Annotated in this window: 23 protein-coding genes and 2 tRNA genes; 16 read left to right on the forward strand and 9 right to left on the reverse strand. The window is 58.5% G+C overall.

Going from position 1 to position 25,142, the window contains the following annotated elements:
• Window positions 1–89: 89 nt before the first annotated feature.
• Complete coding sequence (locus IPM39_05320; GenBank protein ID MBK8985492.1) at window positions 90–1,403, forward strand: UbiD family decarboxylase; 1,314 nt, start codon at window positions 90–92, stop codon at window positions 1,401–1,403.
• Between the two features lie 149 nt (window positions 1,404–1,552).
• Here the strand turns inward: IPM39_05320 and IPM39_05325 are convergent, their stop codons facing one another.
• The 3 genes from IPM39_05325 to IPM39_05335 are packed head-to-tail and all read right to left on the reverse strand — an operon-like array spanning window position 1,553 to window position 6,031.
• Complete coding sequence (locus IPM39_05325) at window positions 1,553–3,619, reverse strand: UvrD-helicase domain-containing protein (GenBank protein MBK8985493.1); 2,067 nt, start codon at window positions 3,617–3,619, stop codon at window positions 1,553–1,555.
• Complete coding sequence (locus IPM39_05330) at window positions 3,620–4,204, reverse strand: rhomboid family intramembrane serine protease (protein ID MBK8985494.1); 585 nt, start codon at window positions 4,202–4,204, stop codon at window positions 3,620–3,622. It abuts the gene before it with no gap.
• Window positions 4,205–6,031, reverse strand: coding sequence for an FHA domain-containing protein (locus IPM39_05335; GenBank protein ID MBK8985495.1), 1,827 nt, complete (start codon window positions 6,029–6,031; stop codon window positions 4,205–4,207). It lies immediately after the preceding gene.
• A 232-nt stretch (window positions 6,032–6,263) separates the two neighbouring features.
• On the opposite strand from IPM39_05335, the gene IPM39_05340 reads away from it, so the two are divergent.
• From IPM39_05340 to IPM39_05350, 3 genes are all read left to right on the forward strand, one after another.
• Entirely contained in the window at window positions 6,264–8,108 is a 1,845-nt protein-coding gene (locus IPM39_05340) for an FHA domain-containing protein (GenBank protein ID MBK8985496.1), read from the forward strand.
• A 32-nt stretch (window positions 8,109–8,140) separates the two neighbouring features.
• Window positions 8,141–8,797, forward strand: a complete 657-nt coding sequence (locus tag IPM39_05345) for an HAD-IA family hydrolase (protein MBK8985497.1) — start codon at window positions 8,141–8,143, stop codon at window positions 8,795–8,797.
• A 172-nt stretch (window positions 8,798–8,969) separates the two neighbouring features.
• On the forward strand, window positions 8,970–10,376 hold the full coding sequence (locus tag IPM39_05350; GenBank protein ID MBK8985498.1) for a sugar transferase: 1,407 nt from the start codon (window positions 8,970–8,972) through the stop codon (window positions 10,374–10,376).
• A 158-nt stretch (window positions 10,377–10,534) separates the two neighbouring features.
• Here the strand turns inward: IPM39_05350 and IPM39_05355 are convergent, their stop codons facing one another.
• Genes IPM39_05355 through IPM39_05365 form a run of 3 tightly spaced genes read right to left on the reverse strand, consistent with a single transcriptional unit; the run spans window position 10,535 to window position 13,761 of the window.
• A complete protein-coding gene (locus IPM39_05355) occupies window positions 10,535–11,389 on the reverse strand; it encodes a WYL domain-containing protein (protein ID MBK8985499.1) in 855 nt (284 codons plus the stop codon).
• A gap of 9 nt (window positions 11,390–11,398) precedes the next feature.
• Window positions 11,399–12,307, reverse strand: coding sequence for an NUDIX domain-containing protein (locus IPM39_05360; protein MBK8985500.1), 909 nt, complete (start codon window positions 12,305–12,307; stop codon window positions 11,399–11,401).
• A 56-nt stretch (window positions 12,308–12,363) separates the two neighbouring features.
• Entirely contained in the window at window positions 12,364–13,761 is a 1,398-nt protein-coding gene (locus IPM39_05365; protein ID MBK8985501.1) for an 8-oxoguanine deaminase, read from the reverse strand.
• Window positions 13,762–14,306: 545 nt separating this feature from the next.
• Between IPM39_05365 and IPM39_05370 the strand changes: the two genes are divergently transcribed.
• From IPM39_05370 to IPM39_05410, 9 genes are all read left to right on the forward strand, one after another.
• Window positions 14,307–14,546, forward strand: coding sequence for a type II toxin-antitoxin system prevent-host-death family antitoxin (locus IPM39_05370; GenBank protein ID MBK8985502.1), 240 nt, complete (start codon window positions 14,307–14,309; stop codon window positions 14,544–14,546).
• A 1-nt stretch (window position 14,547) separates the two neighbouring features.
• The gene (locus IPM39_05375) at window positions 14,548–14,967 is read left to right on the forward strand and encodes a type II toxin-antitoxin system VapC family toxin (GenBank protein MBK8985503.1); all 420 of its coding nucleotides are present in this window, start codon (window positions 14,548–14,550) and stop codon (window positions 14,965–14,967) included.
• 132 nt (window positions 14,968–15,099) lie between these two features.
• Window positions 15,100–15,363, forward strand: a complete 264-nt coding sequence (locus IPM39_05380) for a BrnT family toxin (protein ID MBK8985504.1) — start codon at window positions 15,100–15,102, stop codon at window positions 15,361–15,363.
• Window positions 15,353–15,607, forward strand: coding sequence for a CopG family transcriptional regulator (locus tag IPM39_05385; protein MBK8985505.1), 255 nt, complete (start codon window positions 15,353–15,355; stop codon window positions 15,605–15,607). Before IPM39_05380 ends, IPM39_05385 begins: the two co-directional genes overlap by 11 nt.
• Window positions 15,608–15,711: 104 nt before the next feature.
• Window positions 15,712–15,793: transfer RNA gene (locus tag IPM39_05390), tRNA-Leu, on the forward strand.
• A 72-nt stretch (window positions 15,794–15,865) separates the two neighbouring features.
• Window positions 15,866–17,269 carry a trigger factor gene (tig, locus tag IPM39_05395; protein MBK8985506.1) on the forward strand — a complete coding sequence of 468 codons (1,404 nt, stop codon included), beginning with the start codon at window positions 15,866–15,868 and terminating at the stop codon, window positions 17,267–17,269.
• A gap of 121 nt (window positions 17,270–17,390) precedes the next feature.
• Window positions 17,391–17,993, forward strand: a complete 603-nt coding sequence (locus IPM39_05400) for an ATP-dependent Clp protease proteolytic subunit (GenBank protein ID MBK8985507.1) — start codon at window positions 17,391–17,393, stop codon at window positions 17,991–17,993.
• 140 nt (window positions 17,994–18,133) lie between these two features.
• Window positions 18,134–19,954 carry a pre-peptidase C-terminal domain-containing protein gene (locus IPM39_05405; GenBank protein MBK8985508.1) on the forward strand — a complete coding sequence of 607 codons (1,821 nt, stop codon included), beginning with the start codon at window positions 18,134–18,136 and terminating at the stop codon, window positions 19,952–19,954.
• A gap of 116 nt (window positions 19,955–20,070) precedes the next feature.
• Entirely contained in the window at window positions 20,071–21,468 is a 1,398-nt protein-coding gene (locus tag IPM39_05410; protein MBK8985509.1) for a DUF4352 domain-containing protein, read from the forward strand.
• Window positions 21,469–21,498: 30 nt separating this feature from the next.
• Here IPM39_05410 and IPM39_05415 read toward each other — a convergent pair whose 3' ends face one another.
• The 3 genes from IPM39_05415 to IPM39_05425 all read right to left on the reverse strand — a co-directional run bounded on the left by IPM39_05415 (window position 21,499) and on the right by IPM39_05425 (window position 23,289).
• Window positions 21,499–22,014: a hypothetical protein gene (locus tag IPM39_05415; GenBank protein ID MBK8985510.1), complete on the reverse strand. Its 516-nt coding sequence runs from the start codon at window positions 22,012–22,014 to the stop codon at window positions 21,499–21,501.
• 112 nt (window positions 22,015–22,126) lie between these two features.
• Window positions 22,127–22,203, reverse strand: a tRNA-Pro gene (locus IPM39_05420).
• Between the two features lie 90 nt (window positions 22,204–22,293).
• The gene (locus IPM39_05425; protein ID MBK8985511.1) at window positions 22,294–23,289 is read right to left on the reverse strand and encodes a CPBP family intramembrane metalloprotease; all 996 of its coding nucleotides are present in this window, start codon (window positions 23,287–23,289) and stop codon (window positions 22,294–22,296) included.
• 160 nt (window positions 23,290–23,449) lie between these two features.
• Here IPM39_05425 and IPM39_05430 point away from each other — a divergent pair, with 160 nt between their 5' ends.
• From IPM39_05430 to IPM39_05440, 3 genes are read left to right on the forward strand one after another with little or no spacing between them, the layout of a single operon-like run.
• Complete coding sequence (locus tag IPM39_05430; protein ID MBK8985512.1) at window positions 23,450–24,754, forward strand: ribonuclease H-like domain-containing protein; 1,305 nt, start codon at window positions 23,450–23,452, stop codon at window positions 24,752–24,754.
• Window positions 24,747–24,854: a type II toxin-antitoxin system HicA family toxin gene (locus IPM39_05435; GenBank protein MBK8985513.1), complete on the forward strand. Its 108-nt coding sequence runs from the start codon at window positions 24,747–24,749 to the stop codon at window positions 24,852–24,854. Before IPM39_05430 ends, IPM39_05435 begins: the two co-directional genes overlap by 8 nt.
• Before the next feature lie 7 nt (window positions 24,855–24,861).
• Window positions 24,862–25,074 carry a type II toxin-antitoxin system HicB family antitoxin gene (locus tag IPM39_05440; GenBank protein MBK8985514.1) on the forward strand — a complete coding sequence of 71 codons (213 nt, stop codon included), beginning with the start codon at window positions 24,862–24,864 and terminating at the stop codon, window positions 25,072–25,074.
• The last annotated feature ends 68 nt before the right edge of the window (window positions 25,075–25,142 follow it).

A 25,142-nucleotide genomic window follows, 5' to 3' on the forward strand; every position in this document is an offset into this window, starting at 1 on the left:
TTGTCACACTACGCCCGTCGCGGCGAATGCGCAAACGGCCGTAACAGTTTAAAATAGAATCACCAATTTGGCGAAGGAAAGAGTGAACTATGAGCTTCCGCGAATTTTTAGACCAGGCCCGGCAGAGCGGCGACCTGGTAACCATAGATAAACCGGTCAGCATTACCTTTGAACTGGCGAATGTGGCCCACGCTTTGGAGGGACGGCCGTCTTTGTTCAACCACATCGAAGGGCATCCCGGCTGGCGCGTCTGCGCCGGACCCTGCTCCGACCGCCAATACTTTGCCATGAGCCTGGGCGTGCCTATCGGCCAACTGATGCACCACCTGGCCCACGCCCTGGAAAACCCCATTTTGCCGCCCCTGGTCGAATCGGCTCCCTGCCAGGAAATTGTCGTGGAAGCCGTCAACCTCAACGACCTGCCGATTTTGCTGCACCTGCCGCAAGACGCCGGGTACTACATCGCCAGCGCCGTCGTCATCACCAAAGACCCGGAGTTGGGGCGCAACATGTGTTACCATCGGCTGCTGCGGCTCGATGAGGACCATTTTGCGGCGCGCATTGTGGAGCGGCGCGGCACGCACACCGCCATGAGCAAGACCGAAGGCGATTTGCCGGTCGCTATCTGCATTGGCGTTTCCCTGGCGACGCACCTGGCGGCCTCTATGTCGCCACCGCCGGGAGTAGACGAGCTGTCGGTGGCCCACGCGCTGGCTCCCACGCCGCTGGTAAAGTGCCTGACCAGTGACCTGGAAGTGCCGGCCGACGCCGAAATTGTGCTGGAAGGGCGCATCACCCGGCGGCGTGTCAGCGAAGGGCCGTTTATGGACCTGACGGAGACGATGGACATCACCCGCCAGCAGCCGGTGATAGAGATTGATCTGATGACCCACCGGCGCAACCCAATCTTCCACGCCTTGCTGCCGGGCGGTCTGGAACACAAATTGTTGATGGGGATGCCACGCGAACCGACTATTTTCAACGAGGTGAACAAGGTCACGCGCTGCACCGGCGCGGCGATCACCCCCGGCGGCGCGTCCTGGCTGCATGCGGTGGTGCAGATCGAAAAACAGGGGCCGGACGACGGCCGTCGCGCCATCGAAGCTGCCTTCCGCGGCCACGGCTCGCTGAAACACGTTTGGGTAGTAGACAGCGACGTGGACATTTACGACCCGATGCAGGTAGAATGGGCTGTCGCCACCCGCTTCCAGTCCGACCGCGACCTGATCGTCCTGGCCGACCAGCCGGGCAGTTCGCTGGACCCGTCCGGGCGGCATGAACCGGGGCAAAAAAGCCTGACGGCCAAGATGGGGTTGGACTGCACCATCCCCTGGGGCGCGGATAAAAGCAAATATCAGCGCGGGGCATACGGCCGTGTCAAACTCAGCGATTATGTGAAGTAACTTTTTGCCACAGCGCCTGCACGAAAATGGTGTTTTGGGGCATGGTTCATCGAGCGAAACATCTTCTTTACAAATTTACGCTGAATGACGCGCTTTTTTGCTAAATTTGTAAAGCACCTATCGGCTGAAATTAACTGTGCCGTTACGTTTTATTTGGGGTGGCGCAGCGTGGGCTGCAAGGCGCGCCAGAGAGGGCCATCTTGCCGCAGGCCGCGCCGGTCCAGGTCGCTGTTTGCCAGGATGACGCCGCCGGTGCAGCGGTTGGTCAGCCCACGAATGATGCGGCTGAGCAGTTGGTTGCGGATGGCAAATTCCTCGTCGGTGGTCCAGGGGGCGTCGGCGGCGCGGCTTTGGGCCAGGACGAAGGCGTTGCTGAGGGGTTGTTTGGGGATGTCCCACCAGCCGGTAGCGGCCGTTTCCAGCCATACCTGAACTTCTACCGGTTTGCCAGCCAGTAAATAGCCATAAATGGTGGAAATCATAATGCCGTCAGGGTCGGGTGGGTCGCCCAGGTCGGGTGGGTTGGCAGTGACAAGACCCTGGTGGATGCCGTCAATGAACACGGCGCCGATGGCGGCGGCGGTGTTGAAGCCGATGGCTGGGGCGGATTGGCGCAGGCGGGTGGCGGACTGCACCAGCCAATCGCACACGGCCGCGCCCGAAAGGTCTGGCTCTGGCTGAAAACGGGGTTGGGCCAGCAGGTCGTTGAACAGATTGTAAAGGAAGGCGTCTATGGGCAGCGCCGGGTCTTGCGCCGCCAGCCACAGCCGCAGTTCTTCCACCAATGCCACTTTGTCCGCGCCGATGCGTTCGGTGATGGGGCGGGGCAGTTCGGCGCCGGGCAGCAGGTGGATGGTTTGGGGCTGGTAAAGCCGCTCGGCCAGCAGACTGGCGCGGGCCGGGTCCAGGCCGTGGATGCTTAGGGTGAGGGCTTCGGCAATTTCATAGACGGAGGGGGCGATGCCCCAATCGGGGTGGGCCAGGGCCAGCCAGGTGAGCCAGGCGCGAATGCGTGGCTCTTCGCGGGGGCTGGAGCGGCGGCGCAGCAGGTAGTAAGACAGGCCGGCTTGGGTGAGGGCCTGGGTGAGCATGTAGCGGAGTGCGCCATCCAGGTAGGGGACGATGATGGCGATCTGGTTGGTAGGTGTGCCGTGGGCGACCAGGTCGGCCAGGCTGGGGGCGAGTTGGGCGATCATTTCACGGCGGTAACGGCCGTTTATCACCTTCAGCACTCCCTGTTCCGCGCCTATTTCTGGCACGGCCGTGTGCATGAGAAAGTTCTCCACCACATTTGCCAGCGCCGTCAGAGGTGGCGTGGCTACATAGTTATGCGTAAAGTCGAAGGCCAGCTTACAGGCGCTGCGGAAGCGGTTGGCTCCCAGCGGGTCGGCGGCCATGAAGCGTTTGTACCCCCCGCCGGCGTCGTAGGCGACGGCCGTTGTCTGCGTTTCTGGCATCAGGCTGGCGACGAAATTTTGCCCGGCCGGCGTCTGCTCCTCCACGTTGTCCACAATGAGATGGCGGAAACGTTCGCGGAAGTAGCGGTGAAATTCCGGGTGCTGCACCAGCTGGGTATCGAAAACTTCCACCGCCAACGACAGATCTAGCAAACTGTGGTCCAGGCAATGTTGGCGGAAGTGGGTAACGGCCGTAGCCGCTTCTTGCAAATGGCGCACCCGTTCCGGCTCACCAATCCAGGTATTGATCTGCCGCTCAATGGCCGCTGTCAGCGATAGGCCATTTAAGGCAGCGCGATTGAGCGTGTCCAACAACTGGCTCACAATCTGCTGCGGCCGCAGCCGCAAATCGGCAAACGCCCCCTCGCGCAGCATAGCGTTGATGATGCGCCACATCAACAACTGCGCCAGGTCGTAGCTGAGAAAAGTGGGTGGTTGGTAGGGGCGGGCAAATCCGGCCGGCCGGGCCACCAGCGGCCAAAACAACAAGACCATCTCCTGGGCCATCTCCGTGTAGGCGGTAATTTTCAGGTCGGCGTAGGGTCCCAGGCCCGATTGATGCACCGCGTCCAGGTAGCCTTGTGCGTGGTTGGGTTCGGCAACCAGCACCAGGAGCGTATAGGCCGGTTCGCCATCCGCCAGCAAACGCAGCAGGCGCTGCTGCAAGGCGGTGGTTTTGCCGGTCCCGGCCGCGCCCAGCAAAAAGCTGGTCCCTTCGGCGTGAATGGCGGCTTCTTGAACTGGCGCAAGCGCAAACATCTAGCTTACCAGCAAGCTGACCAACCAGGCGGCCAGCACACCGCCAAGAAAGCCAAACAGATGGCCGGTGGTGGAAATGCCTTGTTTGCCGGGGACGATTTGTTTGATCATGCCAAACGCGCCGTAAAACAGGACGCCTAAGACCAACACACCCACGGCGATGAGGATAGAGACAAAATCGGCCAACAGAATCCCGCGGGCCAGGACGTAGCCGAAGTAGCCCAGAATCAGGCTGCTGGCGCCTACGTGGCCGGTGCCGGCTTTGCCGAACAACCAGATACCCAGGCCGCTGGCGAGCATGACGATGGGCGTGACGATCCAAAAGGCGGTGGCGTTGGGCAGCATGACCAGATAGGCCAGCACCGCCAGCGGGATGGTGTTGCTGATGAGGTGGCGGAAATCTTTGTGTAGGAATGGGGCGACGATAAATGGGGCTAAACGGAAAGAGGTGCGGGGTTGGATGGCGAAACGGCCGTTCAGCCTGTTCCCCATCGCCAACCCATCTACCAGCCGCAGCCCCCAGATCAATAACAGCAGCCCACCAATAATCAAAAAACGATTGGGTATGCCAGAAATCAGTTCCATTTATGCCTCGCGGTAACGCAGGTGGACGGCCCCCAGATGAATTTCGTCGCCATCCATGAGTTGAATGCCGTATTCCGGCACTTGCTGCTCGTTCACCCAGGTGCCGCTGGTGGAACGTTCGTCAAAGATGCGGAAGTGCGCCCCTTCCAGGTGCAGCGTGGCGTGCAGCCGGGAGACGGTGATGTCGTTTTCAAAGGCCACGTCTGACTGGGCGGGTGAACGGCCGAGTTTGATCACGTTTGTATTGAGGGACAGATAATCGGGCATGCGCGTCACTGAACCCAGAATTTCCAGATAGGCGATAGGTTCGGTGGAGGTGACAACCGGTTCGGCCGAATCGCTTAGGGGCTGATCGTAAGCAGCGGTGGCTGGTCTTTCACGGCGGTCACGCGGGCCGGCTGCGCGGGATGGCCGCGCCAACCGGTTCAACCACCCCTGGCGGCGCGCCAGGAAAATCAGCCCGCCGACGAGGGCGACCACCAGAATTAGAATGACCAGCGTCCTGAGAACGCTGCCCAGGCTGCTGCCGGCAGCCAATTCATCGGGGATGGAGCGGCTGCCTTGCTGCACCGTCAGCACGATGGGCGGGCTGGTAACGGGGATGCCCTGCTCGTCCAGGATGGCAACCTGGACGGTGTTATCGCCATAGACCAGGTTGTTGATTTCGGCCTCAAAGGAGGAGAGATTGGCGACGGGGATGTCTTGGACGACGGCGCTGTTGACGATGAGTTGGGCCGCCTGCACGCTGCGCGACACGCCATCTAGCCAGGAAACGGCCGTTGTAAATCGCAGCGTCACCGGATCATCCAGGCTGGGCAGGGTCAATACGCGGCTTTCCGGCGGCAAGTTGATCACAATGCTCGGCACGCTGCTGGAAATTTCCACTGTTGTCTCGGCGCGCGCTTCCGGGTTGTCGGCCAGACTGAGGATCACCTGCGCCGCGCCGCCAGGGTTTGCCACCACGTAGCGCAGCCGCGTCTGGTCGCGGAAGCTGGCGATGCGCTGCCACAAGGGAGGCAGTTCGCCCGCGTTTTCCAACCGCGCCGCCATGCCCCGCGAACCGGCCGAGACGCTGCTCAGGTAATTTTGGCCGATGTCCTGGCCCACCGGCGGTAGATCGGTGTTGGTCAGCCAGATGGTATGCACGGGGATGCCCAGGCTGGCGGCGTGGGGGGCCACGTCCACGTCGGCGTACTGCTTGCTGACAGCGTCTGTGCCATCAGACACAATCACCAGTGAGGCCACCATCGCCGGGTCTGGTTTTAGACTCTCCGTCTCGTTCAGCAGCGACATGGCGCTGTCTATCAGCGCTGTTGCGCCGGTGTCGGCGGCGAGGGGGGTGGCGAACAGGTTGCGCACGCTGTTGTGGAAGTTGGTGGGAGCCAGCAGTTGGCTCGGTTCGGTTTCACCCACTTTATAGACGGCCAGGTAATCGGTCCCTTCTTGCATGGTGGGGGCGCTGGCAAATTGCAGGATGGCGTCTTGAATGGCGGGAATCTGGTCGGCGACGCCGGTGGGAATGTCTACCAAAAAGATGGTCAGCGTGCCGACGCTCCTGGTCCCGGCCACTTCTGGCGTCATGGCTTGCCCATCATGGGAAATAAGCACATTACTGGCCGACAGCGGTACGGCCGTGCCATCGCTGTTGATACCGTAGGCTTGCAGCTCGATGCTGGGCGGGCTGGTGGTGTCGCTGGCGGTGATGCGCAGGCGGGGTGGCGCGGGGGTGGTTCCCTGCGCTCGCGCCGTGGCCCCGCTTAGCCCGGCAAGGAGCAGGATAAGAAGAAGGAGTAAAAACGGCCGTTTCCGATTCGTTTGGGGCATCATTGCTACCTCTTGGGCTTGTTTGGACGATGCACGCCGCTTCCCAAATTGTGCCGCGCATCGCAGAGGAGCTAACTGTATCAGACTCCACTATGGATTCATCATCTTTGATCGTTGCCTGATATAATATCAAACCAGGGTCGGAAAGTAAACATAATCAAACATGTTTTCAGGTCCCGACAGGCTTTCCATAACTTGTCGGGTCTAACCAGGAAATGAGAGAGCAATCATTCCATTGACAAACAAACTGAAAAGGATGCGCTGGTTGTTGTTGTTTTGTTTGTGGACGGCGACTAGTGCGTCGGCCCAGCCCACCCCAACGGCCGTGCTGCGCGTGACGGCCGTCAACGACAGCCAATTCCCGTTGGTGACCTTAAACGTCCTCACCATCGCCCCACCCGGCGGACCAATCGCCGACCTGACCGGCCTGAGCCTGCGTGAAAATGGCATTCCGGTGGCCTATGAGTTGGGCAGCGCGCCCGTCGGTGTGGACGTGCTGTTTGTGGTAGACGCCAACGCCACGATGCTGGAGGTGGACGACGACAGCGGCCAGACGCGCTGGCAAAAAATCCAGGACACCATCGGCCGTTTTGCCACAGAGTTTATGGACCCGACCGGCCTGGATCGGGTGACGGTTGTGCTGCCGGACGAAGTGGGAGCAAACGGCCGTTTCCTCATCACCAACGAAAGCGACCCTACGGCCGTTGCGGCGGCTGTCCGGGCGGTAGAGCCGGTGCTGGTCAATCCCACGCCGCTGGACGCCATGATGCGCCAGGCCATTGAACAGGCGGCCGGGCAGGTGGATGACGGCCGTTACCAGGCCATCCTGCTGCTGACCGACGCCGGGCAAATCCAGGCGCAGTTGGCTTTTGATGCCCTGACGCAGCAGGCGCAGGCCATCCAGCTGCCCTTGTTTGTCGCCATTTTAGGCGCGCGCGCCGACGCCGATGAACTGTTCCGCGCCAACCGCCTGTCGGGGCCAACCCTGGCGACCACCGTCCACGTCCCCCTGCCGGAGGCGGCCGACCCCATCTACGACATTTGGGCGCAGCAGCGCCGCCAGTTGCAGCTTCGGTACGAATCGTTGCAGCGGCAGAGCGGCCAATATCCCATCTCGCTGAACCTGGGCGAAGTGCGCGCCCTGACCAGCCTGGACCTGGTTTTATTGCCGCCGGAAGTGGCGATTGCGCCGTTTGAGCCGTTGATTCGGCGCACCGGCGCTGCGCCAGACACACCGCTGGCCGAGCTGCAGCCGCAGCGCCAACCGCTGCCGCTCGTCATCACCTGGCCCGATGGTAAACCGCGCCGTCTGCTGGCGCTGACCTGGACGGTGAACGGCTGGCCACAGCCCGCGCCACAATCGCTGACGCCGGACGCCGACGGCCGTTTGCTGCTGGATTGGGACGCCCGTTCGGCGGCGGCTGGCGCCTATGAGGTGGTCGTGCAGGTGGGTGACGAATTTGGCCTGACGGCGGTCAGCCCACCGGTGACTTTGACGGTGGTCGAGGAACGGCCGCTGCCCCCCACGCCCACCCCCACCCCAGCGCCGACGCCGACTCCGCCGCCGGTCATTTCGACCATTCCTGGCGCTAAACTGGCGTCGCAGCCAGGGCTGTGGCTGCTGTTGGTCGTCGGGTTGGCGGCGGCTGGCTGGCTGTGGCAGCGCCAACGCCGCGCCCAAAAGGCCAACAATGCCGCCGCGCTGCCAGACCCAGACGACGCCGCGGCCGACGAGACGCCTGTGGCCGACGCGAAGCCGCTGGTGGCCGTGTTGGAACCGTTCCTGGGCGATGCCGGCGTAGATGGCCCCATCCCCCTGACCGGCAGTGTGAGCATCGGCCGAGACACCACCGCCGACCTGGTTCTGCCTGATGCCAGCGTCGCCCGGCTTCATGCGCGTATCTTGCAGCAGGGTGATGAGTATTGGTTGTATGACGAGGGCAGCGCCGTTGGCACGTTCCATAATTACGGCCGTGTTGGTCTGGCGCCCCAACGGCTGCAAGATGGCGACCAGATTGGCCTGGGGCGGGTGCAGTTTCGTTTCCGCCTACGCCCAGGCAAGATTGACGATTGGTCCTGAGCTTGCCGAAGGATTGATGAAGTGAATGGCTTATGGGTTACAGCGCGATTATTTTTGACATGGATGGGCTGATGGTGGATACGGAGCCGTTGGCGCGGGCGGTTTGGGCGGCCATCGCTGCCCGGCATGGGCACGTATTACACGACGATGTATACCGCCAGATGATCGGCCAACGCACAGTGGAAAGCGCCGACCTGCTGCTGCGCCATTACGATTTGCCGTATACGGCCGTATCCCTGGCCGCCCACAAAAACGACCTGTTTGCCATCCGCCGGGCGCAGGGTGTGCCGCCAATGCCAGGGCTGATGGAGCTGCAAACGGCCGTTGCCCGGCGCGGCATCCCCTGGGCCGTCGCCACCTCCAGCCCACGCCGCCATGCGGAGGAAATTCTGGCGCAGTTGGGGCTGCTGGCGGTTTGCGCCGCCATCGCTGCTGGAGATGAGGTGGCGCAAGGCAAACCAGCGCCGGACATTTACCTGTTGGCGGCGCAGCGCCTGGGCGTGGAGCCGGCGCGCTGCCTGGCGCTGGAAGATTCAACGCCGGGCTGCCGGGCTGCCGCCGCCGCCGGGATGAAGGTGGTGGCGGTCCCCAATGAAGAGACGCAGACGGCCGATTTTAGCTTTGTCCATGCCCTGTATCCGTCGCTGCACGAAGTGGCGCAGGCGTTGGATGGGTTGTTGGTTGGGTGACGGCCGTTTGCCGCTTGTGAATAATTGGGCAAGCGTCACTTTTTTGATTAAAATGGACCTGGTACTTAAGTCATAGTTCGTCAAACTTTGTGGGTCAGCACCTCTTTGAGGTGCTGGCTTCGTCGCTAAAAAACCACTTAAAAACACAGAGGAAAACGGGAGAAGGAAAAGCATGTTTCGGCGCTTTGGAATTAACTTCGCCATCTTGTCTATGGTGTTGGATGGCCTGTTGACATTTTTGGCTTTGCTGTGCGCCGTTTGGCTGCGCCCTTTTTTGCTGCAACTACCCTTGCTGGTTGCCCTCAACGACGTTGAACTGCCGCTGGCCCTGTATATTATTATTCCCGTGTTGTGGGTCATTGTGTTTTTGGGGGCTTCTGTATACGATTCGAAGCGCACTTACAAAGTTGTTGACGAATTGCAGCATGTAACCTTAGCCAGCGCCTTCGCCGCTTTGGTGGTGGCCGGGCTGCTTTATCTGGCGTTTCGGGACGTTTCGCGCTGGTTGTTTATTACCTTTGTGGTCATCAATGCCGCGGCTTTGTTAGGCTGGCGTATTGCCACCCGCTTGTTGTATAAGATGGGGCGCGTGCGCGATGTGGAACAGCGTGTCCTGATTGTGGGGGCCGGGGAAGTGGGCCAGCGCGTAGGCAAGATGATCGAAACGTACACGCTGACCGGCCTGCGACTGGTTGGCTATTTGGACGATGATACTGGCAAACAGGCGGATGATCTGTCTATTTTGGGCGAGATTCAAGATGCCTGCCAGGTGGTGCAGCAGAATCGCATTGATGATGTCGTTATTGCTTTGCCGCGGCGCGCGTATGGGCAGGTGAATAAGCTCGTGTTGGAGTTAAGCCAGGCCCCGGTGCGGCTGCGTGTTGTGCCGGATTATTTCAGCCTGACGTTGTACCGGGCGACGGTGGATGATTTTGGCGGCATCCCGATGATTAATTTGCGCGACCCGGCTTTGAATGATTTCCAACGGCTGATCAAGCGATTATTTGATCTGACAATAGGCGGCGTGATGACGCTGCTGCTGCTGCCAGTGATGGGGCTGATTGCTTTGTTGGTGCGTCTGGACTCGGTGGGACCTGTTATTTTTCGGCAGGAACGGGTGGGGGAGAACGGCCGTCTCTTTGCCATGTACAAGTTCCGCACAATGGTAGACGGGGCCGAAGCCATGCAAACGGCCGTTAACCAGACCAATGGCAATGGTCAGATGATCCACAAGCAGCCCAATGATCCACGAGTGACGCGGGTGGGGCGCTTTTTGCGCCAATCCAGCCTGGACGAACTGCCGCAGTTAGTTAACGTGTTGAAGGGCGAGATGAGTCTGGTGGGGCCGCGCCCGGAAATGCCCTGGATGCTGACAGAGTATGAACCGTGGCAGCACAAACGCTTTGCCGTACCCCAGGGTATGACCGGCTGGTGGCAGGTGAACGGCCGTGCCAACAAACCGATGCACCTGCATTCTGAAGACGACATCTACTACGTGCAAAACTACTCGCTGTGGATGGACTTCTACATCCTGTTTAAAACGCCCTGGGTCGTCCTACGCGGCAAAGGCGCCTTCTAAAAAGCAAGAAATAGGTACACGGATTTGACGGATTTTTTGTAATGGTCCCGCTTTGGTTGGAAGCGATGTCATTCTGACGAGTCTTCGAGGAAGAATCCCGCTATTACAAAAATCCGTGTCAATCCGTGTCACCCGTGTCTCTATCTTGCCAACGGCCGTTACCCCAGCAATTCCACATCAAAAATCTTGTCCAGCCGGAAGGTGCGCTGCGCCTGCCGCTCGTGGCAGTAGGCGATCAGGTAGGCGGCTCCTTCGCCTTCGGTGACAAACCTGGGGCTGATGCGCCGCAGCGCTTCGCCGGACTGGCTGCGGTAACGGATGCGCAGCGGTTGCTTCTGGGCGATAGCCTGGGCGATGAGCGGCGGCACGGCCGTTCCCGGCGCGGGCGGCGTGTAAATGGGGCCACCCTGGGCGTGCAGCAAATCGGCCACCGTTGCCAATCGTTTCTTTTCCAGGTCGCGGGCCATGCGTTTTAGGATTTCGGCCGTGGTGTACACGTCTGTCAGCGCCCGGTGGGCGCGCCCCACACGCACGCCCAACTGGCGGGCAATGTGCCCCAGGTTGTTTTTGCCAAAATAAAAGTGGCGGCGCGCCAGTTCCAGCGTACACAACCAGGGCTGCGGCAGCACCGGCTCCCCTGGCAAACGGTGGCCGGCGTATCCGGCAATGGCAAACTCCTGGCCGACAAATCCGGCGTCAAAAGCGGCGTTGTGGGCCACCAGCAGCGCGCCATCGAGAAAAGCGGCCAACTCGGCGGCAATGTCGGCAAAAATGGGCTGGCCGATCAGATCATTGTCGGTAATGCCGTTGACGCGCGCCGCGTCCTGGTCCATCGGCCGCTGCGGCTGAATGAGGCGGCTGAATTCGGCCACTCGCTGCCACTCTTCCAGGCGCACGGCGGCGATTTCTACCACCCTGTGGCCCAGGTAAGGTTTTAGGCCAGTGGTTTCGGTGTCTAAAACGACGATGGGGATTTGCGACGGCCGTTGTTCAGCAAACGTCAATCCATTCATGTCTATCCCTCACCCCTGCCGCCGAAAAATGACGCCCTCATAGGGTCCAAGCGCGTCGGCGACGCGCTCCACATGCAGCGGCAGGCTGTTGGCCGGTTCAGAACCCGACATACAGTAGGCAAATTCGGCCGCTTCCGGCCCGGTGGTAAGCTGGCCGGAGATGGGTACGGCCGTAAAAGCCAAAATCATTTGCAGCGTATCTGGCTTCACATAAACCCCTGTCAGGTCGGTCAGGTGGACGAGCAGGCCGGTTTCTTCGCGGGTTTCGCGCACGGCCGTATCCCAGGGCGCTTCGTTAAAGTGGCCCCCACCGCCCGGCAGGTTCCACACATCCTGGTCGGTGCGCTTCACCCACAACACCGCCCCGTCATCATTGCGGATGATGGTAAACGCGGCCAGCTTCCAGATGGGCGGGTAGACGTGGGTCGGTTCGCCGCGCCGTTTGCGGTTCCAATCGCGCCATGGGTACAAAATTTGCCGTACCAAAAATTTGCCCAGCCGCGACACCGGGTCCAACTTCTGCACGCCCCAATAAGGCGGGCCGCCGCCATGGGCAAAGCTGCGTTCCAACCGTTCACGGTGCGCCGGGGCGATGGGCGTGGGCAGCCGGTTCGTCGGGAAAAAGCCTACCTGCGGCGATTCTGCCGAGGTGGTCAGTTGGCCGCCTCGTGGCAGGCAGCGGAAGATAAAATCCAGGTTGCCTTCTTTTTGCCAGTCAAAATGGTAGACGCCGACCAGTCGCACCGGCAGCACCTTCAGCCCGGTCTCCTCTTCCACCTCGTGGATGACGTTTTCCGTGGGCAGTTCGTCGGCGTGGACGCCGCCGCCGGGCGGGGCGAAGGTGCGCGTATCGTCGCGGCGGATGAGCAGTACTTCGCCGTATTCGTTTATGACGATGCCATTTGCGCCAACTTGCATAATTTGTGTGTCTGTGAGATTGGTCCAATCTTTAAGATTGGACAAATCTGGAGCGACTACTCGCCGCGCACCATGGCGGCAGCGATGCGGTTGTGTTTTTCCAGGTTAGCGGGCAGGTTGATGGTGGCGAGACGGCCGTTTGCCACCACCACTTTGCCGTTAATCACCGACCAATCCACGCCGGGCGGCTGGCACAGGACCATTGCGGCGACCGGGTCGTGGCCTGCGCCGGCGAAGGCCACCTGATTCATGTTCACGGCGATGAAGTCGGCGCTCATGCCGGGGGCCAGGTAGCCGATGTCGTCGCGGCCCAGCACGGCCGCGCCGCCGCGGGTGGCAATCTCCAGCGCTTCGCGGGCCGTCATGGCATCTGGTTTGCCGCCGAAGCCGCCGCGCCCGCCCGGCGCTTCGCTGAGGTAGCGGTCTGGGGCGACACGCTGGAGCAGCATGGCCTGCCGCGCTTCGGTGAACAGGTGGCTGCCGTCGTTGGAGGCGGAGCCATCCACGCCCAGGCCCACCGGCACACCGGCGCGGCGCATGGCCGGCACACGGGCGATGCCGCTGGCGAGGCGCATGTTGCTGGAGGGGCAGTGGGCTACGCCGGTTCCCGTCCGCCCAAACAGGCTGATTTCTGACTCGCTCATGTGGACGCAGTGGGCGTGCCAGACGTCATCGCCGGTCCAGCCGAGCGATTCGACGTAGGGCACGGGGCGATGGCCGAAGGTTGCCAGGCAAAATTCTTCCTCTTCGAGCGTTTCGGCCAGATGGGTGTGCAGGCGCACGCCGTAAGCGCGAGCCAGCCGGGCCGATTCGCGCATCAGGTCGGGGGTGACAGAGAAGGGGGAGCAGGGGGCCAGGACGATGCGCATCATGGCGTGGCGGCTGGCGTCGTGGTAGGTTTCGATGAGGCGCTGGCTGTCTTTGAGGATGAAGGCTTCGTCTTCGGTGACGCGGTCGGGCGGCAGGCCGCCTTTGCTTTCGCCGAGGGACATGGAGCCGCGGGCGGCGTGGAAGCGCACGCCGATTTCTTGGGCGGCGCGAATCTGGCTGTCCAGGGTGCAGTCGTTGGGGAAGATGTAGAGGTGGTCGCTGCTGGTGGTGCAGCCGGATAGGGCCAGTTCGGCCAGCCCGGTGAGGGTGCTGACGTAGATGGCTTCGTCGGTGAGGTTGGCCCAGATGGGGTAGAGGGTTTTGAGCCAGGTGAAGAGGTCGGCGTCTTGGGCCAGGACGCGGGTGAGGGTCTGGTAGAGGTGGTGGTGGGTGTTGACGAGGCCGGGCAGGACGACGTGTCCGGCCAGGTCGAGTACGGTGTCGGCGGTGGCGGGCAGGGCGGCGGTGGGGCCGACTTGTTGGATAACGTTGTCAACGACATAGAGGCCGCCGTTGGGGATTTCGCGGCGCTGGTCGTCCAGGGTGACGAGGACGGCCGTGTTTTTGACGAGTAATGTGCTCATGTCAGGCTCCGACTCCTTTGTTAAAGCTGGTAAATATGGGTGAGATAACTGTAGCACGGCCGTTGGGGGTTGGCAATGTGCAAGACGGTTGTGGGGTGGGAACGGGGAACGGCCGTTCCCCGTTCGTTTCAGTTTTGTAGCCGCGATTTCATCATCGCGTTTGCTCCACCACACGAGAACGCGAAAAGGATTTCGCGGCCGCATCACTGGGATTACCGACTGCTGCAAAACCCTGATGATCCACACCATGCTGTTAACGTAACATCTCAATAAATCGGGGGAGCCTACGAGAGGTTTGTCGCTGTCGCCACGGTCGTCCTTAGCCCCGTTTACGGGGCGTCGTTTTTTAGCCTGGGGCTTTAGCTCCAGGCGCGGCCGACCACCGGCGACGACCCGCGCTAAAGCGCCGGTCTATAAAACAACGCCGGGTAAACCCGGCTTCTACCTCTTTGCCACCGATTGACCCCAAGATATTGGGAAGATACCTGTTGACAAAGAAACAAAACGAAATAGACTGGTCTTATACTGGTCTGTTGAGGTGAATTATGGAAACGATTGGCGTTTATGAGGCCAAAACCCATCTCCCCCAATTACTGGAACGTGTGTCCCGCGGTGACCGCATCACCATCACCAAACACGGCGTGCCTGTGGCCGTCTTGCAGCCTTACGATCCTGACAAACAAATCAACGTGGCCGCAGTCATCGCCGAGCTGCGCGATTTCCGCGCGCAAAATCGGCTGGAAGACCTGACCATCCGCGGCATGATCGAGGAAGGCCGGCGGTAACATGAACCCATCGTTTGTCGTGGACAACTCAATCGTGATGACCTGGTGTTTCCAGGACGAGGCGAACGATTATGCTGATGCCGTCCTGAACAGCCTGACAGATGCGGCGGCGATTGTGCCGTCCATCTGGCCGCTGGAAGTCCTCAATGTGCTGCTGGTCGCCGAGCGCTGTCAAAGGCTGCAACAGACGGATAGCGCGCGTTTTTTGGCTTTGTTGTCCCAACTCCCCATCGTCGTTGACCAGTCGCGCCTGGAAGGAAGAATGGGCGAGCTTTTAGCCCTGGGAAGGGCGAATCAGCTTTCGGGTTATGATGCCTCGTATTTGGAACTGGCCATGCGACAGGGAGTGCCTATTGCCACGTTAGATGAGAAGTTGATTGCCGCCGCAAGAAGTGTCGCTGTGCCTCTTTTCGCGGTGTAGCGGGGAAACGGCCGTTACCCCCGCAGCTCACGAAATTTATCCAGGTGAAGGGATAGGAAACGGCCGTTTGGTTTTTCTCTAAGAATTTGAAAGAAGTTTGTGCCTGAATTATAGTGGTATAATAAATATACCATGTTCGATTTTGAGTTTGATAATTCCAAGAGTGAAACCAATCTTGCCAAGCACGGCATTGACTTTAATCAGGCTCAACTATTATGGGCTGATGCCGATTTGCTGGAGATACCGGCCAGAACACAAGATGAACCGCGGTTTCTGGTGATTGGCAAAATTCATGATAAACATTGGTCGGCGGTTATTACCTATCGCGGGACAGTTATTCGCCTTATTTCAGTCAGGCGATCTCGACCGGAAGAGGTGGCTTTGTATGAAGGCTAAAGATTTCGACGAAAAGTTTGACGTGGGTGAAGATGTAACGGCGGACTTGGATTTGTCCAAGAAAAGGCGCGTACTTCACGAGCAAAAAAGGGTGAATGTGGATTTCCCCACCTGGATGATTGAGTCCCTGGATAAAGAGGCGAGTCGGCTGGGTGTTACGCGCCAATCTATCATTAAAATATGGTTGGCCGAACGTTTGGAAGCGGCGTCTACGCGGCGCGCACTGGAATCTTCCATGGAATAGGAGAAACGGCCGTTCCCCGTTCACTGTTGAAGGGTTGGTTGGGTCCGGCGCAGACTAAAGGTTGTTTGGCAAAGCAGTTGCCAGTGGTATAATCACCGTTCGCCGGGGATGTGGCGGAATAGGCAGACGCGCATGACTTAGAATCATGTGCCGTAAGGCGTGTGGGTTCAAGTCCCTCCATCCCCATTTAAAACATGCAGCGTTGCTCCGGCAACGCATTTTTTTTGTTGACGAAAATTTTTTAAGCGAGGTACACCTGTGACCCTGACAATTCATACAGAAGAAAATGACCAACGACAAATGGCCGTAACGGTGGAAGTTGCCGAAGACCGCGTGCAGAAAGCGATGCGCGCCGCGGCGCGTAAGATGGCTAAGGATGCGTATATCCCTGGTTTTCGTAAAGGCAAAGCGCCGTATCAGGTGATTTTGCGCCGTGTGGGTGAAGAGGCGCTGCGCGCTGAAGCGATTGAAGATATGGTGCAAACGGTCTTTGAAGAGGCTTTGCAGCAAGCCGAGCTAGAGGTGTATGGGCAGCCGAGCCTGGACGATGTGGAACAGAACCCACTGGTCTATAAATTTACTGTCCCATTAACGCCGACAGTTACTTTGGGCAATTACCGGGAACTGCGCCGCGAAGTCGTGGAGCCGGAAATCACCGAGGAAGCGGTTGCCGCAGCCCTGCACGCCATTCAGGAACGCCACCAGACTGTGGAACCTGTGGAACGGCCGGCGACATTGGGCGATCTGGTGACGTTGTCTGGCGTGGGCAAACTGCTGGCGGTTGCCGCGGAAGAAGAGACGGTAGAGGGGGAAACGGCCGTTTCCCTGCCCGAAGAAACGCTGTTTGATGAGGAGCAGACGGAACTGATGCTCGACGCCAACGTCTTGTTCCCGGCTACGCCATTTGTGGAAAAAATTGTCGGGATGTCCGCTGGCGATGAAAAGTCATTCCGCTTTACTTTTTCGGCCGAATATGAAGATGCGCACCTGGCCGGACGAGAGGTGGCGTTCGATATTTCGCTGTTGGATGTGAAAAGCCGCACCTTGCCTGAGCTGGATGACGAACTGGCTAAATTAGAAGGGTCCTATGAAACCCTGGAAGAGCTGCGTGATTCTGTGCGCGAGACTCTTCTGAAGCAGGCGCAGACCACCGCCAAGAATGACCTGGTTGAAATCGTAATCAGCGATCTGATGGAAGACGCCACGATAGTTTATCCGCCTACGGCCGTAGAGCTGGAAATTGACACCATGGTAGATTCGCTCAAAAGCCAGATCACCCGGTCCGGTTGGGAATGGGCAGATTATCTGCGCCTGCAAGGCATGGATGAAACAACAATCCGCGATCAGTTCCAGGAACCGGCCGTTACCCGTCTGGAGCGTCAGCTGGTCTTGCGCCAATTCATCTTTGACGAAAAACTGACCATCAACGCGGAAGATATTGACGCGCAAATTGACGAGCGCCTGCAAAGCTTCGGCGACAACCCGGAACTGCTGCAAAGTATGCGCGATTACTTCTACAGCGGCTACGCCTTTGAGATGATCAGCTCGGAAATCCTGATGAACAAAGCCCACGAACGGATGAAAGCCGTGCTGCGCGGTGAAGCCCCAGACCTGGATTCATTAGAGATTGGTGATGCTGCTGCGGCCGACGAAGAGGAATAACGCAAATCTTATAGAAGGTGAGTACACTCTGCGACAGGCTGTGCACCATTTATCACCCTTGCATCATTTTCTCGGCGCGCCTGAATAGAGAAAGAGATGCCAACGAAAGGAAAACAGAAGGATGAATATACCAACCTCTTTGGTTCCGATGGTCATAGAAACAACCGGGCGCGGCGAACGCGCCTTCGATATTTTTTCGCTGCTGCTCAAAGAACGCATTATCATTTTGGGCACACCGATTAATGATCAGATTGCCAATCTCACCGTCGCTCAACTGCTCTATCTGGCCCGCGAGGACCCCACCAAGCCAATTCGTATGTACATTAACAGCCCTGGCGGCCAGGTCTACGCCGGCATGGCGATTTATGACACGATGCAGCAGGTGGAATGTCCGGTCTCGACGGTGGCTGTCGGCTTTACGGCCAGTTTTGGCACGATCTTGTTGACGGCCGGCACCAAAGGAATGCGTTATGCCCTGCCCCACGCCACCATTCACATGCACCAACCGCTGGGCGGCGCGCAAGGGCAGGCTTCCGACATTGCCATTCAGGCGCAAGAGATTTTGCGTCTGCGAACCACCTTGAATCAGGTACTCAGCCATCATACCGGTCAGACCGTAGAAAAAATCACAGAAGATACAGACCGGGATTTGTACATGACAGCGCAGCAGGCCAAAGAGTATGGCCTGGTGGATGGTGTGTTGGAAAACCAGGCATCGAAATAAAAATTTGGCAGTTTACCGGTAGACGGCCGTGCAGCACAAGCGCCTCCTTGTCAGAGGGGGCGCTTTTTTTATTTTCCGGTAAACTTGCCATTGATTGATACACTACTTATAATTTTGATTATCTTTATTGCGAGGTGATTATGGATCGATCCCACTGGCGTCGTGTCAATCGGCTCCTGATGACAGGCGGGCTGACTGTGCTATTTCTGGCGGTCTTATTCTCGATCCAACTTGCCGCAACCTCCACCCCCACCACTTCCGCCCAAACCTTGCCACAGGTCTTTTTTTCCAGCGCGTCGGTAGACGTCGCTGAAAACATTGGCGTCTTTAATATCGTTGTGGCTCGCACTTTAGTGACTGCCACCCAGACGGTGCGCGTGAATTACCAATCTTTTTCTGGTTCAGCCACCGGCAATGGTGTGGACTTCACCAATGTGAGCGGCGTGTTGGAGTTCCCAACGAATGTCGCCACTCGGACTATCGCCATTACGATCATAGACGATTCCATTGATGAACCGAACGAGTTCTTCTATGTTGAACTGCTAAATCCGATCAACGCCACATTAGGAACCCCTTCGCGCATCACCATTACCATCCTGGACAACGATCTCCCTTCCGCCCCGACAGCCACGCCTGGCGGCGTGATTCTGCTGGATGAATACGAGCCAAATAACAGCTTCCGTGAAGCGTTTGCCCTGGGCGTTGGCCTTTCGGCCTGCCGCTCCACGTTTTGGCCGGTGGGCGACGTGGATTATTTTCGCTTTTTCGCCAAAAGTGGCTCGCGTTATCGCATCGCCACCAGGGACCTGGTGGTGGGGATAGATACGCTGCTGCGGGTGTATGATCCACAAGGCAATTTGCTGGCGCAAAATGACGACATAGACGTGACTACCCGGCGTTCGCAGGTGGAGATAACGGCCGGTTCAGAAGGGTTTTATTTCGCCTACGTCGAAAACAAAGACCCATCGGACCCCACCGGACGGACGTATTGCCTGGAAGTGCTGGAAGTAGCCCAACCAACGGCCACACCTTCGCAAACGCCTATCGCCGGGGCTGACGCTTGTGAGTTTAACAGCACATTGCAGTATGCCTGCCTCATCGGTGTGGGGTTGGTCTATAACCTCAGCTTTGTGCCTACTTTGGGCAGTTTGCAAGACACCGATTACTTCCGGCTGTGGATGAAGGCGGGGTTGGAATATACGTGCGAGACGCTGAATCTGTCGCCTTATGCCGATACCAATATGATATTTCTGGATGGTAACGGCCGTGATTTTAACCCCAACCTGGGCAACGACGACAAAGCGCCGGGTGATAGAGGCAGCAAACTCAGCATCCGCGCCCCCTACACCGGCTATTTGTCTGTGGTAGTTGGTCCGGTGAACCCGCCACTTTACGATGAGTCGCCGCTGCACACCTATGATTTGTTGTGTACGGAACAAGTTGTCACTCCCACACCTGCGCCAACAGCCACCAATACGCCAGCGCCGTCGTTCCCTGGTAGCGGCAGCGGTGGCCCGGTCGCCACGCCAACCTCGTTTGCCGAAACGCCGTTCCCCACCGTGACGCCGATTGACTTCAACTCCATATTCCAGACGCTGACACCGCCACCGCCGCCCAATGTTGAGATTCTGCCGTTGCCAACGGCGACGCCAGCCTCCGGTGGGCAGCGCACTGTCTCGGTGAACGTGACGCTTTTTTATGACAGCAATAACAATTACATGCCGGAATTGACGGAAGGTATTGTGGATACGGCCGTTGCCCTTTACGACAACAACACCGGCCAATTGTTAGCCTTTGGCTACACCAACGAAGCGGGTATGATCCGCTTTGACGCCATTGTCACCTCCGGGGCACTGCGCGTTGTGGTGCCGTTTTTGAATTACAGCCAGGTCGTCCTGGGCGATGATTCCAACATCCTCATTCGGGTTGCTCCACAACCATTGCCAGGGGGAATCCCCTAGTGGCAGGTAGCAGAAGGCAGTATCCACTTTTCTGTACAGTGAACTGTTCACCGTTTACTGGTCACTGATGACTGGATACTGATGACTGGATACAGACCACTGCCAGGATGAAATCTATGTTGCCAGAATTAGAGCCACAAGAACTAGAGTCGGAAAGTTCACCAGCCGCATCCTGGAAAGGGTGGGTGATCGCCAATCGTTGGTTGGCCCTGTTTATGGGCATTGTTGTGGTTGGGGTGATGGCCCTGTGCCTGATCGCCGTCTTGATGTTGTTGTCGTTCCGTCAGGGTGGTTTGTTTACCGGTGGTGGACAGCCGACGCCATTTCCCACGTCGCAAAGCTCGGTTATCTCCAGCCAGGACCCCCTGGTTGTTGGCGTCAGCCCGTCGGACACCATTTCTGTGACGCTGGATATGCCGGCCACGCTGTCGCTGCGTGGGCGGGAGTTTACGGTTCAGCCACAGTTGGTGGGGGCCGATGGCATCTGGTCGCCGGACCCGGATGCCAGTACCGCAGCCTGGGTATTTGGCACGATTGTGAATTATGTGTTTGGCTTGCGCGACACAGCGGAAACGCGAACGCTGCTGGAGCAGATGACGGTTGGTGACGAAATTGTGATGGTGACGCAAAATGGGCAGCGGTTTGCCTTTTCGTTTAGCAGCCGCCAGGAAGTGCCGCCCAACAATCGGGACATTTTTAACCAGCAGACGCCAGGAACGACGATTATTTTGCTGGGGAATGGCAATGAGAACCGGCTGGTGGTAAACGGCCGTTACGTCGTTTCCGACGCGGCTGGTAATCTCCAGGCGAATACGGTGGAGTTGGGTGAACCGGTGCAGTTGGGCGACTTGCAAATTACGGTGACGGGCACGGCTTTCGACCCCAGCCGCGCCGAAGCGCCGACCGGGTTCGCCTTCTTCCGCGTGGATTATCAGGTGCAAAATGTGGGGTTAACGGCCGTCAATACCAATCGCCTCCAGTTAATCCTCTCCGACGATTTGGGCAACCAATACGCCCTCAGCCCGCTCGCCAGTCAATCGGGCAATTTCCCGGTTCTCAGTGGCTTTCTAAACGCCGGGCAATCTATCCAGGCGACCGCCGGTTATCAGGTCCCTCTGGGCCTCAACAGCGAGACCGTCCAATGGATTGTCACCGACAATGATACCGGCGCAAGAATTCAGGTGGTGCTGCCCTTTGCCGGCGGCAGCGGCGCATTGGCGCAAACCAGCATTTCGCTGATTGACGCTGCCATCGCCGCCGATCAGATTTCCCTGCTGCTGCAAGGGCAAATTACCAATCTGGGCCAACAGCCGGTAGTGGTTACGGAATCGGACCTGTCTCTGCGCACGACCGAAGGCACACAGTTTTTGCTGTTGTCTACCAATCCCGCTTTTCCCTGGACCGTTCCCCCAGGGCAGACGCTGCAATTTTTTGTCACCTACCAACGGCCGCCGGTTGATACCTTTGTATTTACGGTGCTCAACCAGCCGTTCCAACTCACCCTCGTCCGTTAACCAGCTCAGGTCGGGATGGAACAGTCCCTTTTACAGGCCCTTGTCCGCCGACGAATCCTTTTTGTCCCCCTTGCCATTCATCAGAAACTCCAGCGACGACGTGTCGCGCAGGCGACGGCTGGTATGGTAAAACATCATCCCTACGACAATGGACACCGTGCCGAGAAAAATGCCGCCTAGCTGCAATGGGCCGACAAACGGCCGGGCAAATTCCGGGTCTACGTGCGTGCCAATGCCGATCAGGTCGGCAAACCCGGCCACGTAAATGAATACCAGCCCGGTGGCTGCCAACCGCACGCCAATGTCCGCCTGCAAAGAGCGGGGCGCGTCGGCGGCGTGCAGCGTGCGCAAATATAAAAAACCGGCGACAGTAAGGCAGGTAATGCCCAACAGTAGTTGGAACATCTGCACCATGCCGAAGCCCGGCGTAAATTCCAGGCCCAATAGTTCAGCCCCCAGCGCAATGGCGCTAAGCAAGACCCCCAGAAGAAAAAATACCAATGCGATTTTACGTTGTAGGGGAATTGTTTTATCGTTGTTGTTCATTGTTTGCCCCGTTTGTTCACCTATCTTGACGACTATGAAAATAAGAATTTCACTATCTTTCTATGCGGAAAATAGAAAACGCCGCGCTAACTAGCGCGGCGTTTATCTTTTCTGGTCGGGGCAGCGGGATTCGAACCCACGACCTCTTCAACCCCATTGAAGCGCGCTACCAAGCTGCGCCATGCCCCGAATGCGGCGGCATTATAACAAAAACAATGTCTGTGCGCCAATTTTGCCTGAAAGAGCCGGCGGGTCTCGGCGACCTGTCCGCTCGTGTTGTTATTGCAGCGCGTCCCCATAGCGTAAAACCAACAGGCTGATCATGCCCAGAGTGAAGTTGTAGCCGGAATGAACGAAGATGGCAACGGCCGTTCCCTGCCGCCGACGAATTAATCCCAAAATGATGCCGATGATGAAGACTACCAGCGTCACCGGTGTAAACCCATACTGCACGTGGGCAAAAGCAAACAGCAGCGAAGTAAAACCCAACCCAAACACCGGCTGCAAAGCGCCGCGAAACAACAACTCTTCGCCAATGCCAGTGGCCGCCGCCAGCAGCAGCCATTCAGCAAAGGTATCCATGTCGCCCAACAATTCGCTGCTGATGCCTTCCACCAATTCTGCCTGTGAACTGTCTATGAGCGACCAAACAGCGCCGCCAATTGCTTGCAGCATGACCAAAACGAAAATCCAACCGACGCCGGTTATCAGCTGCTTCAGCGTAGGGCGGAACAGCCCCAGGCGTTGGCGTACATCCGGAGCGCTGCGGCGGGTATAAAGACCTGTCCCTAGTACAGCCAGAATCATGAACAGACCTTGCACGAAGAGAATGTCTAAAATGGAAGCAGAAACGGCCGTTGCCGCCAACTCCTCCAACCCACCTTGGGTCAGCGAAAACACAGTGTTGCCTACCAGATAGCCACTAAAGACCAGCGCCACCGTATGAACCGGCGATAGGACGTCCACGGGCAGCAACCGGCCCAGGGCGCGCCGCACAGGCCGCAGGCTGACCAACAACCCCCACAACCCCATGCCCACCAATGACCATCCGGCCGCCGACCAATCCAGCGCCAACAGCGAGTTGTTGGCCGTCATCGAGGCCAGCCGGTCTGTCGGGACAACCAATAGCACAAGCCCCAGCAGCAATATCGGGACGTTGATGAGCGCCAGCAGCCCATCAAATAACAACGCCAGGCGCGGCCGATTGCTCATAGCGATGAAGTTCGCCAGCATAACCAGGCCCAAAATGAAAAAGATTCCGATGATAATTGGCATAAATTGATTCCTGCATAGCAATCATTTACAGCGAGCAACGGCCGTTTGCTGCTTGTCGCTATTTTGCTGCGCAAGTATAGCTGAATTGGCGAGAAACCGAGGGTTATTCTCTTCGGCTTTTAGTTGCCATTCACCTGAGACACACATACAATCAGAACATATGGACGAGAATTTTCAGGCGAAACTGCGCCGCCTGGGTGTGGTGAAGGGGGCGCGCAATATCAAACCTGCGCCGCTTAAACCGCCAACGGAACGGCCGTCGCCCCCTCCCGCGCCGGACCCGTTTGTCGAAGGCTGCGATGCGCCGCAGCCGGTGGATGCCCTGCTGCCCGGTATTCGCCGCCAGGAGACGGCCGAAGGCGGCTGCTACATTCTGGATAAAGTATACCCGCTCAGCTACCGGCACGGGCAGGATACTTTGCGTGGTTTGCTCGATTTATCGCCCGCGCCGACGGCCGTTTTCACCCGCGACCCACGCCTGCAAGAGCTGAACTTCCGTGATTTTCTCTTTTTGGATACGGAGACCACCGGGTTGGCCGGGGCGGGTACGCTGGCTTTTATGGTGGGGGTCGCCTTTTTTGAATCGGGCGCGGCCGACGATGTGTTTGTGGTGCGCCAATACTTTTTGCGCGACCACGGCGACGAGGCGGCGATGCTGCTGCTGCTGGAAGATCTGCTGGCGGGCAAAGCGGGGCTGATTACGTTTAACGGCCGTTCCTTCGACATCCCCCTGCTGGACAACCGCTTCCTCATGAACCGCATGGTCAGCGATTTGCGCCACAAGCCGCATATTGACCTGCTGCCGCCGTCGCGCCGCTTGTGGCGACAGCGGCTCGAATCGTGCGCTCTGGGCAGCCTGGAGCAAAGCCTGTTGGGCTTACAGCGCACGCAGGAAGACGTGCCCGGCTGGTTGATTCCCAGCCTGTACAACAACTATCTGCGCAGCGGCGATGCCCGCGAACTGCGCCGCGTTTTTTACCACAATCAACTGGACATGGTCTCGATGGTGACGTTGGCGCAGCGCGTGGTGCGCCAGTTTGCCCAGGCGCAGCCCGCCGACCATCCCATTGACCTGTACAGCCTGGGCAAATGGCAGGCGGCGTTGGGCCAGACGGCCGCTGCCGAGCAAACCTTGCGCTGGGCCATCGGTGGCGATTTGTCGTTGGAAGTGTACCATCGCGCCTTGTATGAATTGGCCGGGCTGCTCAAGCGAGACGGCCGTCGCGCCGAGGCGGTGACGTGCTGGCAGCAAATCGCCGCCACCAGCTTCGACGACATCAACGCCCACGTGGAACTGGCGATGCACTATGAATGGCACGAGGTGAATCTGGCGACGGCCGTGCGCTGGACCGAACAAGCGCTTGTCCTCTGCCAGACCTGGCCCTCCAGCCGCGCCCACCTGGCGCAAGAAGAATTGACCCACCGCCTGACTCGCCTGCAAGCCAAACGAGCATTGGCTGATTGACCAAAAATCTGGCATCGTGACGGTTTCAGGCAATTCAAACAAAGAAATGCCACCGGGAACATTTAATAGTGTCTTGAAACAGGCGCAATTAAAGGAGTAGCTGGTTTATGCGATATATGGTTGTTATGGAAAAAAGCGAAGATGGTTATGGAGCTTATGTGCCAGACTTACCCGGATGCGTGGCTGTTGCCGACACACGTGACGACGTTTTGTTGTTAATTCAGGAAGCCATCACCCTGCATTTGGAGATGTTGCAAGAGGATGGTCTGCCAATTCCCCAGCCTCACTCCATAAGCGAATATGTCGCTGTACCGGTCTAAACACTCGTTCGTTAAGAACCGTTTTCTCCCCTACACAAAAATGCCACCGGCAAAGCGGTGGCATTTCA

Source organism: Candidatus Leptovillus gracilis, assembly GCA_016716065.1.
GTDB classification, from domain to species: Bacteria; Chloroflexota; Anaerolineae; order Promineifilales; family Promineifilaceae; genus Leptovillus; species Leptovillus gracilis.

Coding starts and splice junctions, on each gene's coding strand:
- IPM39_05320 (MBK8985492.1), top strand. CDS start 90: ATGAGCTTCCGCGAATTTTTAGACCAGGCCCGGCAGAGCGGCGACCTG.
- IPM39_05325 (MBK8985493.1), bottom strand. CDS start 3,619: ATGTTTGCGCTTGCGCCAGTTCAAGAAGCCGCCATTCACGCCGAAGGG.
- IPM39_05330 (MBK8985494.1), bottom strand. CDS start 4,204: ATGGAACTGATTTCTGGCATACCCAATCGTTTTTTGATTATTGGTGGG.
- IPM39_05335 (MBK8985495.1), bottom strand. CDS start 6,031: ATGATGCCCCAAACGAATCGGAAACGGCCGTTTTTACTCCTTCTTCTT.
- IPM39_05345 (MBK8985497.1), top strand. CDS start 8,141: ATGGGTTACAGCGCGATTATTTTTGACATGGATGGGCTGATGGTGGAT.
- IPM39_05350 (MBK8985498.1), top strand. CDS start 8,970: ATGTTTCGGCGCTTTGGAATTAACTTCGCCATCTTGTCTATGGTGTTG.
- IPM39_05355 (MBK8985499.1), bottom strand. CDS start 11,389: ATGAATGGATTGACGTTTGCTGAACAACGGCCGTCGCAAATCCCCATC.
- IPM39_05360 (MBK8985500.1), bottom strand. CDS start 12,307: ATGCAAGTTGGCGCAAATGGCATCGTCATAAACGAATACGGCGAAGTA.
- IPM39_05365 (MBK8985501.1), bottom strand. CDS start 13,761: ATGAGCACATTACTCGTCAAAAACACGGCCGTCCTCGTCACCCTGGAC.
- IPM39_05370 (MBK8985502.1), top strand. CDS start 14,307: ATGGAAACGATTGGCGTTTATGAGGCCAAAACCCATCTCCCCCAATTA.
- IPM39_05375 (MBK8985503.1), top strand. CDS start 14,548: ATGAACCCATCGTTTGTCGTGGACAACTCAATCGTGATGACCTGGTGT.
- IPM39_05380 (MBK8985504.1), top strand. CDS start 15,100: ATGTTCGATTTTGAGTTTGATAATTCCAAGAGTGAAACCAATCTTGCC.
- IPM39_05385 (MBK8985505.1), top strand. CDS start 15,353: ATGAAGGCTAAAGATTTCGACGAAAAGTTTGACGTGGGTGAAGATGTA.
- IPM39_05400 (MBK8985507.1), top strand. CDS start 17,391: ATGAATATACCAACCTCTTTGGTTCCGATGGTCATAGAAACAACCGGG.
- IPM39_05405 (MBK8985508.1), top strand. CDS start 18,134: ATGGATCGATCCCACTGGCGTCGTGTCAATCGGCTCCTGATGACAGGC.
- IPM39_05410 (MBK8985509.1), top strand. CDS start 20,071: ATGTTGCCAGAATTAGAGCCACAAGAACTAGAGTCGGAAAGTTCACCA.
- IPM39_05415 (MBK8985510.1), bottom strand. CDS start 22,014: ATGAACAACAACGATAAAACAATTCCCCTACAACGTAAAATCGCATTG.
- IPM39_05425 (MBK8985511.1), bottom strand. CDS start 23,289: ATGCCAATTATCATCGGAATCTTTTTCATTTTGGGCCTGGTTATGCTG.
- IPM39_05430 (MBK8985512.1), top strand. CDS start 23,450: ATGGACGAGAATTTTCAGGCGAAACTGCGCCGCCTGGGTGTGGTGAAG.
- IPM39_05440 (MBK8985514.1), top strand. CDS start 24,862: ATGCGATATATGGTTGTTATGGAAAAAAGCGAAGATGGTTATGGAGCT.